This window comes from Huijunlia imazamoxiresistens, from assembly GCF_037132455.1.
GTDB lineage: Bacteria > Bacteroidota > Bacteroidia > Chitinophagales > Chitinophagaceae > Flavisolibacter > Flavisolibacter imazamoxiresistens.
In genome coordinates this window covers 39701-53586 of record NZ_JBBBEI010000033.1, presented here as the reverse complement: position 1 = coordinate 53586, position 13886 = coordinate 39701, and the positions used below count along the sequence as shown (strand labels likewise).

7 protein-coding genes are annotated in these 13886 nt (G+C 53.9%); 4 read left to right on the top strand and 3 right to left on the bottom strand.

What is annotated here, in order from left to right; all coding sequences use genetic code 11:
- Nucleotides 1-513 precede the first annotated feature (513 nt).
- Nucleotides 514-4521 (bottom strand): SpoIID/LytB domain-containing protein, encoded by a 4008-nt coding sequence (locus tag V9K67_RS24095; RefSeq protein ID WP_336727136.1) that lies wholly within the window; start codon nt 4519-4521, stop codon nt 514-516.
- Nucleotides 4522-5275: 754 nt separating this feature from the next.
- On the opposite strand from V9K67_RS24095, the gene rpsT reads away from it, so the two are divergent.
- The 4 genes from rpsT (at nt 5276) to V9K67_RS24075 (ending at nt 11072) form a co-directional block, all read left to right on the top strand.
- Entirely contained in the window at nt 5276-5530 is a 255-nt protein-coding gene (gene rpsT / locus V9K67_RS24090; RefSeq protein ID WP_336727134.1) for a 30S ribosomal protein S20, read from the top strand.
- A gap of 214 nt (nt 5531-5744) precedes the next feature.
- Nucleotides 5745-8492 carry a 2-oxoglutarate dehydrogenase E1 component gene (locus V9K67_RS24085; RefSeq protein ID WP_336727133.1) on the top strand — a complete coding sequence of 916 codons (2748 nt, stop codon included), beginning with the start codon at nt 5745-5747 and terminating at the stop codon, nt 8490-8492.
- A 115-nt stretch (nt 8493-8607) separates the two neighbouring features.
- Nucleotides 8608-9840 (top strand): 2-oxoglutarate dehydrogenase complex dihydrolipoyllysine-residue succinyltransferase, encoded by a 1233-nt coding sequence (gene odhB, locus V9K67_RS24080; protein WP_336727132.1) that lies wholly within the window; start codon nt 8608-8610, stop codon nt 9838-9840.
- A 65-nt stretch (nt 9841-9905) separates the two neighbouring features.
- A complete protein-coding gene (locus V9K67_RS24075) occupies nt 9906-11072 on the top strand; it encodes an RsmB/NOP family class I SAM-dependent RNA methyltransferase (RefSeq protein ID WP_336727138.1) in 1167 nt (388 codons plus the stop codon).
- On the opposite strand, the gene V9K67_RS24070 is transcribed toward V9K67_RS24075, so the two are convergent.
- A complete protein-coding gene (locus tag V9K67_RS24070; RefSeq protein ID WP_336727130.1) occupies nt 11067-13043 on the bottom strand; it encodes a S8 family serine peptidase in 1977 nt (658 codons plus the stop codon). The two genes, V9K67_RS24075 and V9K67_RS24070, sit on opposite strands and share 6 nt — an antisense overlap.
- Nucleotides 13044-13054: 11 nt before the next feature.
- Complete coding sequence (locus V9K67_RS24065; protein ID WP_336727127.1) at nt 13055-13831, bottom strand: hypothetical protein; 777 nt, start codon at nt 13829-13831, stop codon at nt 13055-13057.
- Nucleotides 13832-13886: the final 55 nt, after the last annotated feature.

Sequence of the window (13886 nt, the reverse complement as noted above, 5' to 3'; positions counted from 1 at the left end):
ACAGAGAAGTTAAGCCCCTTCTGGCCGATGGTACTGCATTTAGTTGCGGGAGAGTAGGTAGCTGCCATATTTATTCACACAAAAGCCTTTTCTTCGGAAGAGGCTTTTGTCGTTTATAGCCCTTCTTGTATAGCCTTCGGCTTTGCCTTACTTGGGCAGCGCCCATGCCTGTGCATGTAGGAGAGCTACTGATGGGAAGACCATTCACGGATGGTTTCAAACCTTAGGGGAGAGGGGAAGCTTTATCGGTTCGAACGGTCCTGACTGCACTGGGTTGGGCTATGCCCAACTTTTTCACTGTCTGGCCATGTGCTACCAATATCGCCTTTAGCGAGAGGCGGTGCCCATTGTTTCCTATAGAACCGATGCGGTTCTTTTTTGCTTGAACACCCATTATTTGGTAGTGCTTAAGCCTATTGGTAGAGCTGCCATATTATTGTTACAAAAGCCTCTCATAGAGAGGCTTTTGCTGTTTTGAGAATAATACATTCCTTCTCAAAATCGAGGTCTGCCTTATCTCTTCACAACTTTCAAAACTTCTTTCCTGCTATTTTGTACTGCCACAATAAAATAGAAGCCGGGTTGTAAAAGATGCCCCATCCGAATTGACTGTCCCGGTACAAAACCTTCCTGTCTTTCTACCATTCTTCCTGTCGCATCCAGCACTTGAACCTGTGCCTTTGTTCCCATATCTTCACTGACCAGGGTAACCAGGAAATAGTGGGTACCCGTAATTTGAAACGCAGTCAGCTTTAAGTCGGATGGTATTTTTGTATTTCCGGTATTGTCGACAACTGAAACAGCTTCAGCAGTGGAAGTTCCTGATTTAAGGCCATTGCCTGTCTTTACCTTTTGAGGATCCGGAGAAGGAGTAGAACCATTCGAATCGGTTTTCCTGGTTGAATCGCATTGTACCCAAATGCTGAAAGTGCAGGTGTCTTTTTGCCGGGTCGCAAGACTTATCCGCTCATACCGGACAACATATGTTCCGGGCTTTTGAAGACTGCCGTTAGGCGGTCCCGAAATCTGTTTAAACCTGAGCAATGGGTGCTCAAATTCGGACAGGAAAGGCAGGCTATCGTTTCGACGGTCATTCCATTTTCCGTTACTGTCCAACATCTGTACAAAAGGCTCCTGCACTCTTCCCTTGCTTGCACCCTTGTTGTCTGGCTGTCCGTCAGCCCAGTTTTTATAGTTTACCTTCTTCCCTGATATCCAGCGGAACTTACCCGGCTTTCCGGTATTATACAATCCAAGCCAGGGCGAAATTCCCTTTCCTTTAATTCTTTGGAAAACAAAATTGTTTTCTTCCCTGCTGGTTAACGTAGCCAAGTGGCCCTGCGCCTTTTTTCCGCCAAGCTTGCCGGAAATATTCCGGGCCATGGGCCAGGAATAATCTTTATCGGATAAATAGTAGCCGTCTCCTTTCAGGGATCCGAGGTAAGTAAGTGTTCCTTTACTGCTGTCCAGGAAATCCGGTAAACGGATGGTGCCGGGATAAAAATTAATGGGCTCTCTCCATTTAATTTTGGTGCGGGTGCTGCAAGAAGTGGCTGCCACCACCAGGTTGCTGGGACACCGGCTCACAAAAACAGTGACTGTATCGCTGAAGGTACAACCGCCCCTTGCGGCGACAACGGAATAAGAAGTGGTAATTTCAGGGCATACCCAGATAACAGGCGTGGTATCGCCTGTATTCCACCCGAAGGTATATCCAGCTGTATTTGTGCTGTCTTGTATACTCGCGGAAAGGTAGGTACAGGCAGAATCGGCGTAAAACAGGTTGACCCCTTTATCCGGGCCCAGATCTGCGAGCAGGAAGGAACAAGTGTCGGTAGCCGCGGTAACGAGGAATGGTCCCGGCACGTTTTCGACTGCCTGTTCGGCGCCCGTCGTTACGGTAACATTCCGGAAGCCCGGAAGGGCCGAGGAAGCAATACGGATATCGGCCTGCAGTTCCTCCCGGCTTAACGCTGTTGCATGCAATACAGTAATGCCGGATCCCAGGTTTAATACGGACGTGCTGTCAAAGTGGGTATGAATACCTGTGACATTTATGGTAAGATCCTGGCCTGCAGTTGCCGAAGCCGGAGCCACACTTAAGATTGATGGCCCGGAGGGTGCGTTGATTACCTGGAACAGCCCTTTGGCCCTTGCCGTGTCCGTAACCAATTCCGTTAGGGTGGAATCGGAAGTCCCCGAAGTATCAATAACCAATTTAGGAACTGATGTAATCGTTTGTGCGTCCTTAAAACCTGGCAGCACCGAAGGGCCGATGCTGATGATTGCCTGCAGTTTATCGTTCGACAGAACGGTTAGTTCCTTTACGGTAATTCCTGTATCTGAAAACGATAGCCGGGTCGTAGCATTGAAGTTTGTCTGCATACCTTTAACCGTAAGGCCCAAGATCCCTCCTATAGGTCCTTTTGAAGGCTCAATATTGGTAAGGCTGGGTTTTACAGAACTGAAAATTAGGTTGAAGGCCATGTTTTCGTAACGCGCTATATCATTGGGATTCCTGCTGTTTATCTCGGGAATAAACGCAAACACACCTCCAGTTTCTAAGGCCATGAAAGAAAAGGCCTCGATTGCTCCAGGTAAAGGGGAGAGGCTGGCAGTAGTCTGGGGAGCGCCATCCCGGTTATCCGCATAAGGAATAGAGTCTGGCAACCAGGAAGCTATGGCTTGACCGGAAGCACGGGGCAAACTTTTCCCTGAATAGCTGGGCAGGTCATTGCAATCGCCGGAGAGTTGAACCGAAAGCTTTATGCCTAGGAAGTCCAGCTCCTCGGTTAATACCTCAATGTCCTGCCCGGAGTGAGGCGAAGCATCCGTAAACAACATGATTGCCCCGTTGTTCCAGCCGCGCACCTTGTCTTTTACTGCTTTTATGGCTTCTACCGACCCTTCAGGACAGTCATCTCCCCCTTCCGCAACCAGTACCTCCACCTGGCTTTTAATTACATTGAGGTCCTGGGTGGGCGCCAGCGCATTTACGTTGTCTTTGAAAGTCACCAGTTGAAATACAGTTCCATTTCCAGCTTTAACGAATTGGGGATCATTCAATACTTTGATAATGGAGTTTTTAACGCCTTGGATTTCTTCTCCCATGCTGCCCGTATTGTCTACCAAAAATACAAGGTCCACCTGACGGGTATCATTACACCTTTTAATGGAACCGGGATTATAATAATGATCCAGGATCTGGGTATAGCTTTTTCCCTTATTGCCCCACCGGTGCGATCCGTTCTGGCACATTCCTCTTCCATGCCCCGAAGAAGTGGTGCCTTTGCAAACAACATCCTTTATACAGGGCCATGCGCCGGCGGTGCCGGACTTGCCGTCTCCACAACCTGTATTATTGGTTTCTGCGCTGTATTCCGCCTTTAATAAAAGGTTCGATTTGTTCACCAGCAGTTCGCCGGTGGTAGCCGTAGCAGCAGCCTTGGTTTTTGCAGAGGCATCGGCCCCTTCCCAATTCTGGTCGCAGGGATAAGCGCTAATGTCATAATTGGCGGATCGCGGATGCTGCACCCGCCAGGCGGCATAGGTGCGGTAGGCGACTGCCCCGGCTTTTAAGGATTCCTGGCTCCAACTGGCCAGCCATTCGTCATCCAAGCCCGTCTCTACATAAGTTTCCAGGGAGAGTTGGGTGATAGAGGTGCAGTTGTTACAGCCCTTGCATTCCTTTTGGTCGTCGCCGTGGTAAACGCGTATGGTGGCCGGGGCCGTGCAGGCAGAATCCGATGTGGCTGCCGGATAAGGAATGGGGGAAACCGCTGCCACTTCGGCTCTTTCAGTTATGCCCGAAGAATAGGGCGGCCGTTCGGGGTCCAATACAGGATGTTGATATTCCCAAACCGTAATGCCTGTTCCCTTTCTGAGGTTGATCTTGCATTTGAAAAGGTCCTCAAATAATGGAATTTCCTTGTAGGAAAGGGTTTTATATCCGCTTTTTTCAATGACAAGGCTGGTTCTAATCACGTGCTTATCCGTGCCATTGCTTGGGGTATAGGTAGGGGATTCCAATTTGAAGAAGCCGTCTGCGTCCGTTTTGCTTTCCTTGCCATTGATAGCCATTTTTACCAAGGCACCCGCCACAGGTTCCGAAGTCTTTTCATCCAATACATATCCGCAAACCACAGCCTTGTTGGTAATGGGACCCGAGGCTTCCTGAGGGGCGAGGCCGCGTTTTGCAACCGGGTCGAGCAGGACCGAGATGCTCAGTTTCTTCAACGCTTCCGGCGTATAACTCGTGGTTTGCGGCTTGTATTGCGGCGCGGAAATGGAGACAAGATGCTTCTTAGACGGTACTTTCCAATTGATGGTGCCGCCTTTATCGGTAAGGGCCTTCCGTGCGAAAGAGGAAGCGAAAACCTGTACAGTTGCCTGAACCGGTCTTCCGGTTTGCGCATCCCGGATGGAGAAGGAAAGGGTCGCAGAATCGTTTGGGGACTGCTGGCTAAAGGCAGAAAAACACAGAAGGAAAGCGCAGCAGGCAAGTAAGATAACATTTCTCATAATTCAAGCTGGTTTTGGGTTTAAAAATGGAGTCAGTTTCACGGGAGACACAGGGGGGAAGGCTTTTCGCTGTTGCATCGGGTATGGATTGATAGGCAACCGGAAAGTCGTTCCTTGGGACTGAATCCGGAAACGATTAGGCTTGATCCGGACACTCCCGGGTAAAAGGCAACAGCCTTTAAGGCTGCAATAAGGTGAAAGCCCCGGGGTGGTGGCATCAGAGAAAAAAAAGGTCCGGTAAACTAGTGAAGGGAAGCAGGTTCTTTAACTGTAATGATGTTTTTTTAAGCAGTTAATAAATGAAAGGCTACAAAGCTGCCGTATTTCAACAAAGGGCAATTACTCCATGTATCCGGGTGTTCCTTTGACGGAGAGAGCTGCAACCTTTTTTTGGTGGTGGTTTTCCGTTTTCACGAAGCGGCAGGGCCGCTGTCATAGGATGATTTTAGAAAATTTTATAGGGCGAGGGGTTATTAAAGAGGGGAAGGAGCGTCCGATATTTAACAAAGTTTATTAAAAAGTTTTAATATTTCAAATTCTGGTCCATTAAATTTTATCCCTCATCGCTATCAAACAGCGCAACCGGCTATAGATTCGGGCTGCAGAGGAGAAGGGAGGGGGCTTTCCTGCACCCTGTGCTCAACTGGATAAAGAGTTGTTTATCAGTGCATCAGGGGAACAAAGGAGATTTTATTTATTTTGTTTCTTTTTTTTATCGGATTCTCTTACCTTTGCCGTCCAAATTCAAGTATACATGGCTAATCATAAGGCAACAAAGAAGGACGTGCGTCAATCCGCAACACGCCGCGAAAGAAATCGTTATTATGGTAAAACTACCCGTAACGCTATTCGTGATTTTAAAGCGGTGACCGAAAAAACAGCCGCCGGTGAGCAACTGCCTGACGTTATCTCTATGATCGATAAACTGGCAAAACGTGGTGTAATTCATAAAAATAAAGCCAACAACCTGAAAAGCAAACTGGCTAAAAAACAGAATACCTTAGCTTAATTCCGCCTTCGTAAATTTTTTTAAAGCACCCCCAAAGGGTGCTTTTTATTTTTCTGTACCTTCCCCTGCACCCCCAGAGTTATCTATATATTAATATTGATACTCATGTCCTAATTAAAAAAAAGCTATATGAATCATTTTCCCTGAAATAATCTTGTTTGTCAGATTTTACACGATATTTGCAATCCTCAATTAACCTTGTAAACCTCCTTTCATGAAGGACTTTTCGTATATTACTCATTCTCATCCGGCGTTTATTGAAAATCTGTACAGGGACTTCGTTCAAAATCCTGAAAGTGTTGACCCCGACTACCGCAAATTTTTCGAAGGTTTTGATTTTGCTGTCAGCAACGAACTGAATGGCAACGCCCCTGCAGCACCCGCCGCAGGCGCCTCCGTCGATGCTGGCCAGCTGGCTAAAGAATTTTCCGTTTTCAACCTGATCCAGGCCTACCGCAAAAAAGGCCACCTGATCGCGAAAACAAACCCCATCCGCGAACGCAAAAACCGCGGCGCCAACCTCGAATTAAAATACTTCGGTTTAAGTGAGAGCGACCTGCAGCAGTCCTTCGCTGCCGGCCAGTTCATCGGCCTGGGCACCACCACCCTGCAGAACATCATCGACCGCCTGCAGGTCATCTACGCCAGCAACGTGGGAGTGGAGTACCAATATGTAATGAAGCAAAACCGCGTGGAATGGTTGGAAAAGGAAGTTGAGTCCACCCTGCAGCAACCCCTGCCCCTCGAGAAAAGAAGAATCATCCTCGAGAAGCTGAACCAGGGCGTTATTTTCGAACGTTTCCTGCATACCAAATATATCGGCCAAAAGCGATTCTCCCTGGAAGGTGGTGAAACCACGATTGCGGCCCTCGATACCATCATCAACACCGGCGCCGAAGGCGGCGTACAGGAAGTGGTGATCGGCATGGCCCACCGCGGCCGCCTGAACGTGCTGGCCAATACCCTGGGTAAAACCTACGAACAGATTTTTAGCGAATTCGAAGGCACCGCCATCCCCGACCAAACCATGGGCAGCGGTGACGTGAAATACCACCTCGGCTTCAGCAGCGATATCCAAACCGCCAGCGGCAAGACCGTGAACGTGAAGCTGACCCCCAACCCCTCGCACCTCGAGGCCGTGGACCCCGTAGTCCTGGGCTTCTGCCGTGCAAAAGCCGACGTGATGTACGGCTCCGAATTTGACTCCGTACTGCCCATCCTGATCCACGGCGACGCCGCCGTTGCCGGCCAGGGCCTGGTGTACGAGATCCTCCAAATGAGCAACCTGAAAGGTTATTATACCGGCGGTACCATCCACTTCGTGATCAACAACCAGATCGGCTTTACCACCGATTTCGACGATGCGCGCAGCTCCGATTACAGCACCTCCGTTGCCGCCACCGTACAGGCCCCCGTCCTGCACGTGAACGGCGACGATGCCGAAGCCGTGGTGAAATGCGTAGAGATCGCCACCCGCTACCGCCAGGAGTTCAACTCCGATATTTTCGTGGATATGGTGTGCTACCGCCGCCACGGCCACAACGAAGGCGATGATCCGAAGTTCACCCAGCCCCAGCTGTACTCCCTCATCGAGAAGCACGCCAACCCCCGCGAAACCTACGTGCAGTACCTGCTGAAAAATGGCGATCCCGGGGCCCAGGAACTGGCCAAGGAAATGGAACAAAAGTTCTGGAACGACCTGCAGGAACGCCTGGATGAGATCAAACAAAACCCCCTGCCGTATAAATACCAGCAACCCGAACAGTGGTGGCGCAGCCTCCGCCGTTCTACGGAAGAGGATTTCGACCAGTCGCCCGCTACCGCTATTTCTGCCGACCAGCTGAAGCAACTGTTCGATTCGCTGATGAAGTGGCCCGAGGAGTTCAAGCCCCTGCGTAAGGTGGAAAAGCTGCTGCAGGACAAGGTGAAGCTGTACGATGCCGAGCAAAAGATCGACTGGGCAACCGCCGAACTGCTGGCCTACTCCAGCCTCCTGACCGAAGGTAAGGATGTGCGCATGAGCGGCCAGGACGTCAAGCGCGGCACCTTCTCGCACCGCCATGCCGTTATGTTTGACGAAACCAACAACAAGGAATACAACCGCCTGAGCAGGCTGTCGGATAACCAGGGAACCTTCCGTATCTACAACTCCCTGCTGAGCGAATACGCCGTGCTCGGCTTTGAATACGGCTATGCCCTGGCCAACCCGAACGCCCTGGTGCTTTGGGAAGCCCAGTTCGGCGACTTTGCCAACAGCGCACAAATCATTATCGACCAGTTCCTTTCCTCCGCCGAAACCAAGTGGCAGCGCATGAACGGCCTGGTGATGCTGCTGCCCCACGGCTACGAAGGACAGGGACCCGAGCACTCCAGCGCCCGCCTGGAACGCTTCCTGCAGCTCTGCGCCGAAAACAACATCATTATTACCAATATCACCACCGCCGCCAACTTCTTCCATGCCCTGCGCCGCCAGCTGGCATGGCCGTTCCGCAAGCCGCTGGTGAATTTCTCTCCCAAAGCCAACCTGCGTCTGACCAGTGCCTACTCGCACATCGACCAGTTCACCAAGGGCGGATTCAGCGAAGTGATCGACGATACCTTCGTGAAAGATGCCTCCGAAGTGAAGAAGGTGCTGTTCTGCAGCGGCAAGGTGTATTACGACCTGGCCGACCGCCAGCAGAAGGAGGCCCGCCGCGACGTGGCCATCATCCGCCTGGAGCAGCTCTATCCCCTGCCCGCGAAGCAACTGGAAGCCCTGTACCAGAAGTACAGCAACGCTACCTGGTTCTGGGTACAGGAAGAGCCCCTGAACATGGGCGCCGCTTCCTTCCTGCAAATGCACCTGAAGTCGATCAATTACGGCATCATCAGCCGTCAGCCGAGCGCAGCTACCGCTTCCGGCTACTCGAAAGTGCACGCACAGGAGCAGGCCGAGATCGTAGAAACCGCTTTCACCGTATAAGGGGCAAAAGCAGTTTCGAACCGCTTCCGGAAACAAACAATTGTGAAATAACATTCGCCGTTTTTGTCCGCCCCGGACGAAAAGGAGAGCAGTCAAAAAACAGAAACAAGTAATTATGATTGATATTAAAGTTCCTACAGTTGGAGAATCTATTAACGAAGTAACCCTGGTTAAATGGTTGAAGAAGGATGGTGATTATGTGCAGCGTGATGAAGTAATTGCCGAACTCGAAAGCGAAAAAGCCACTTTCGAAGTGAATGCCGAGCAGGCAGGCATTTTAAAGACTGTAGGAAAAGAAGGCGATACCCTCAACATCGGCGATGTGGTGGCCCAGATCGACGAAACCGCCCAGAAACCGGAAGGCGCTGCCGCCGCCCCGGCCAAAGAGGAAGCAAAGGCCGCCGCTCCCCAGGCGGAAGCCAAACCGCAGGCTGCCGCCGCACCGGTTGCTGTTCCTGCCGCCGAGATCAAGGCTACCCCGGTAGCTTCGGCCATTATCGCTGATAAGAAAATCAATCCCTCCACCATCGCTCCCTCGGGCTTTGGCGGAAAGATTTTAAAGGACGATGTCCTGGGCGCCCTGGCACAACCCGCCGGCAAAGCCGGTCCGGCCGCTTTCTCCCGCGAAGACCGCCGCGAGAAAATGAGCCCCCTGCGCCGCACGGTTTCCCGCCGCCTGGTAGAGGCCAAGAACACTACCGCCATGCTCACCACGTTCAACGAGGTGGACATGAGCCGCATCATGGCCATCCGCGCCGCCAACAAGGACAAGTTCAAGGAAAAGCACGGCGTGAACCTGGGCTTCATGAGCTTTTTCACCAAGGCCGTAACCATCGCCCTGCGTGAGTGGCCCGCCGTAAACGCCTACATCGACGGCGACGCGCTGGTATACCACGAGTACTGCGATATTTCCATCGCCGTATCGGCTCCGAAAGGCCTGGTGGTTCCCGTGATCCGCAACGCCGAAAGCCTGAGCATGGCCCAGATCGAGCAGAAAGTGGTGGAGCTGGCGACCAAAGCCCGCGACAACAAGCTTTCCATGGACGAAATGCAGGGCGGTACCTTCACCATCACCAACGGTGGTGTGTTCGGTTCGCTGCTGTCCACCCCCATCATCAACATCCCCCAATCCGCTATCCTGGGCATGCACAAGATCCAGGAACGCCCGATGGTGGTGAAAGGTGAAGTGGTGGTGCGCCCCATGATGTACCTGGCCCTGAGCTACGACCACCGCATCATCGACGGCCGTGAGTCGGTAAGCTTCCTGGTACGCGTGAAAGAACTGCTGGAAAACCCCGAGCTGCTGCTGGTAGGCCGGGATCCCCTGCAGGCCCTGCTGCAACTCTGATAGCACCTTTTTACTTCGATACAAAAAAGCGATTGTAGTTTTACAATCGCTTTTTTTATTTGAACATGTTTATCCAGGCTTACCTCCAGACCGCACAAACCATTCTTCAGGCGTATGCCGGCGAAGAACCCTTTCCTTCTTTTTTAAAAAAATTCTTTTCGCTGCACAAAAAGTTCGGCTCCCGCGACCGCCGGCAGATCACCCACCTGTGCTATTGCTATTTCCGGCTGGGCCACGCCTTGCGCAAAATGCCGGTGGCGGAACGCCTGCTCCTTGCCCTGTTCCTGTGCAGCCGGGAAGAGCAGCCCGTATTGAAAGCCCTGCGTCCCGAATGGAACGAGGCGGTAACGGCCCCCCTGGCCGAAAAAATCCACCTGGCAGCGCCGCATGACTTCCGTGCGGAGGCGATCTTTCCCTGGAAGGCGGAGGTGTCGGAGCAGCTGGCCTTCGACGCGTTTTCCCATTCGTTCCTGGTGCAGCCGGATACCTTTCTGCGCCTGCGGCCGGGAAAGGAACAGGTAGTGAAGAAAAAGCTGGAGCAGGCAGGCATTCCTTTTCGCCCGGTGAATGACCATTGCCTGGCCGTGGCGCCGGCTACCAAGATCGATGAGGTGCTGCAGCTGAACGCCGAGGCGGTGGTGCAGGATGCGAGCTCGCAACAGGTGCTCGACGGGTTGTGGACGCTGCCCGAGAAGGAAAGGAAGATCCGGTCGGCCTGGGATTGCTGCGCCGCTAGCGGCGGCAAATCCATCCTGCTGAAGGACCGCCTGCCCGGCTTGCGGCTAACGGTATCGGACGTCCGCGAATCGATCCTTATCAACCTGAAAAAGCGGTTCGCAGAAGCCGGCATCCGCGATTTCCAGGCCTTTGTGGCCGATGTGGCGGCGCCCGGCTTTTCCCAGCCCCGCCACTTCGACCTGGTGCTGTGCGACGTGCCCTGCACCGGCTCCGGCACCTGGGGCCGCACCCCCGAGCAATTGTATTTTTTTGAAAAAGAGAAAATAGGGCAGTATGCCGCCCTGCAGCGGCGGATCGTGCAACATGCGGTCCGCAGCCTTCCTGCCGGCGGTATCCTGGTGTATTGCACCTGTTCGGTCTTCCGGCAGGAGAACGAGGAAGCGGTGGCCTTTTTCCAAAACGAGCTGTCGCTGCAGCTGCTGCACCAGCAGTACTGGACCGGGTACCGGCAGCGGGCTGATACCCTGTTTTCCGCGGTTTTGCTTAAATCATAGCTTGATCAGCTCCCGGGTCGCCAGCAACTGTTTGTCCTTGTACACGCTGACAAAATACTTCCCTGCGGGCAGGGTCGGGATATTCAGCGGGATATTCACCAGCCCTGCGGGCTTGCTCGTTTTGTGGTGCAGCATCGTTTGCCCCAGGGCGTTGACGATGCGAATGGTGAAATTGTCGATGGCCTCGTCCATGGTGGCCTGCACGTAAAAGCTGCCGGTGGTGGGGTTGGAGAGCAGCGAAACGGTTTCCGGGCCCTTCTGCGTGCAGGAGGAGGGCAGCGTAGCGGCCACCGTATCGATATAATCGGCCAGGAAACTGCCTGCTGCGGTATCCACCACCTGCCGGATGCGGTACGAAACCTCCCCGGTCGCAGGGCCGGCCAGCGGATCTTCGAACCGGTAGGTGCGGGAGCCGAACTCGGTACCCGTGCCGGCTACCTGCCCGATCTTGCTGAAAGCGGTTTCCCCGGGGTATTTCCGTTCGATCTCGTAGCGCATGGCGCTCACATCCTTGCTGGTCCAGCTCAGGGTGGCTTTGCAGTTGACCTCGGTAGCGGTGGCCGCAGCGGTTTCTTTCAGTAACTGCAACAGGGCCTTGCGTATATCGGGGATGCCGTAACCCGTCTGGTTATTGGGGTTGGCCGTAGCGCTGCCCGCCTGGCGCAGCACCTGGATGATCTTCATGTTGTTGACCTCCGGGAAGCCCTGCCACAGGCAGGTGGCCAGGCCCGCCATGATGGGGGTGGAGTAGGAAGTGCCGTTCCCGGTAATGGTGGCATTGGCCGTTCCCCACAGAACTGCCGGGGCGCCCAACGCCACCACGTCCGGTTTGATCTGCCCGTCGGAGGTGGGACCCTGGCTGGTAAAATTTGCCGCTGCACCGCTGGGGGTTACCGCACCCACTACCAGGATGCTGTCGGCATCGGCAGGCGTCAGGATGGTATTGGCGCCACCGGCGCCGTCATTGCCGGCAGACTGCACCACCAGCAGGCCCTTTTTGGCGGCCAGGTCGGCCCCGATCGCCGCTATGGTGGTATTGCCGTTGAGGTCGGAATACGGGTGGGTCAGGGTCGCATCGGAAAAGTAGCGGTAGCCCAGGGAGGAAGAAAGCACCTGGCCCCCGGAACTGTCGAGCCGTTCGGCCCCGCACACCCAGTTGTGCTCTTCGATGGGATATTCGGAGGCGTTATCCTCCGTACGGAACAGGTAATACCGGGCTTTGGGAGCGGTACCCACCATCGTGCCGGGTACATGGGCGGCTATGGTGGAAAACACGTACAGGCCGTGGGTGCCGTCTTCGGAAACGCTGGCTTCCCGGGCCACGAAGTCCCAGGTGCCCAGCAGCTGCCCGTTGGTGCGGGCGCTGTCAAACGCCTTCAGGACATCAAAATTTCTAAAGCCGACGTCCAGGACGCCCAGGGTCATGTTCTGGCCCCGCAGGCCGATGTTGTGCAGGAATTCGCCGTTATGCAGGCGGATCTGGTTGAGGGCGTTGCCGTAATCGAAGTGGTTGGCGGTGACGGCCTGCTGGCGCTGGGCCGCGGAAGGAGCGGGGGAGGAACTGCCCGGTACCTCCTGAGCGGAGGTTTCCCCCGACTGCAGGCGGCTGGCAATGCGGGAGGCGGCCAGCACAAAAGGAAAGCTGTTGATCTTTGCCAGGGCTGCAGTGGCATTGGCGGCGGGTACCTGGATGGAGACCTGGTTGAGCCAGCGCGAAACGTTGAGCACCGTCACCCCGGTAACGGTCCTTAAACTGTCGAGGTAACGGGCCGTCACCGGCAGGTCGGTACTGTCCACCGCAATGCCGTGCCGCTGGCGCCGCTCGAGCGCTGCCGGCGACAGGTAGGCGGAGGGGTTCTCGATGGTAAACGTAGAAAATCCTTTGTTTTTAAAGCGAACGAGATAGCGCTGTGCTTGCAGTTGCTCTGCCAGGCAGAGCAGCGGCCAAAACAAGAGTAGTATTTTCTTCATATGTAAAGGGGTCAGTTGTGATCGATCATCGTCTTTTTGACGCCGAAGCCCACCCGGAAGGCCGTACTGTTGGGGTTGGGGTTGGGCTGGTACTCCCACATTTCAAACTCCTGGTACACCAGTCCGATATTTTTCGCATAACGTTCCAGCAGGTAGGTGCGGGACGCAAACGAGTTGGGATCGGTTACCGGCACGTTGACGGCGATATCCGGTCCTTCCACGGTCAGCACGTCCGCCAGGGTTTTGCCATTGACCTCCATCGTTTCCCCCGTGCCTGTATACTGTACATCCCAGAGCGTAGACAGCTTGATGTGGTTGTCGTCGTTAAACTCGTAGGCATACGCGAAAGGGTTATCGGCCACCTGGCTGTAGGCTTTCCAGCTGTTGCCGGTGCGGAAGGGGAGCACCAGCTTCGTAACCCGGCGGTTGTTTTCCACTTCCTCCGCCTGGTTGCGCTGAAGGATCAGGTAGTAGGTGCCTGCGGTGGTCCAGGGGGTGGTGCCGTCCACATCCCGCAGGTAGCGGAAGATGCGGTAACCGCTGCGGCCGGCATTGTCGGTGAAGGGCGAATCCACCACGTGCTTTTCCTGGTAGGAGTGGACTTCCTGGGTGCGGCCCAGCTGCGGGTAAAAGACCGTGGAATCCAGCCGGTAGGTGATGTATTTACCCGGTTGCGACAACAGGTAGTCGGACAGGGCATCCGTTTTGAACTCTTCCTCTTTCGTACAACCTGCAACGGCCGCCAGCAGCAGGAATAAAGCGAGTATGTAAGCGGGTTGAATCCTCATAAGATGCATAATAAAATTCGTAGGGTAAAACGAGGGTCCGGAGGTTATATTATGA

What these genes read in the sequence shown, in the direction of transcription:
- odhB (WP_336727132.1), top strand. Translation starts at nt 8,608, where the DNA reads ATGATTGATATTAAAGTTCCTACAGTTGGAGAATCTATTAACGAAGTA.
- V9K67_RS24075 (WP_336727138.1), top strand. Translation starts at nt 9,906, where the DNA reads ATGTTTATCCAGGCTTACCTCCAGACCGCACAAACCATTCTTCAGGCG.
- V9K67_RS24085 (WP_336727133.1), top strand. Translation starts at nt 5,745, where the DNA reads ATGAAGGACTTTTCGTATATTACTCATTCTCATCCGGCGTTTATTGAA.
- V9K67_RS24095 (WP_336727136.1), bottom strand. Translation starts at nt 4,521, where the DNA reads ATGAGAAATGTTATCTTACTTGCCTGCTGCGCTTTCCTTCTGTGTTTT.
- V9K67_RS24065 (WP_336727127.1), bottom strand. Translation starts at nt 13,831, where the DNA reads ATGAGGATTCAACCCGCTTACATACTCGCTTTATTCCTGCTGCTGGCG.
- rpsT (WP_336727134.1), top strand. Translation starts at nt 5,276, where the DNA reads ATGGCTAATCATAAGGCAACAAAGAAGGACGTGCGTCAATCCGCAACA.
- V9K67_RS24070 (WP_336727130.1), bottom strand. Translation starts at nt 13,043, where the DNA reads ATGAAGAAAATACTACTCTTGTTTTGGCCGCTGCTCTGCCTGGCAGAG.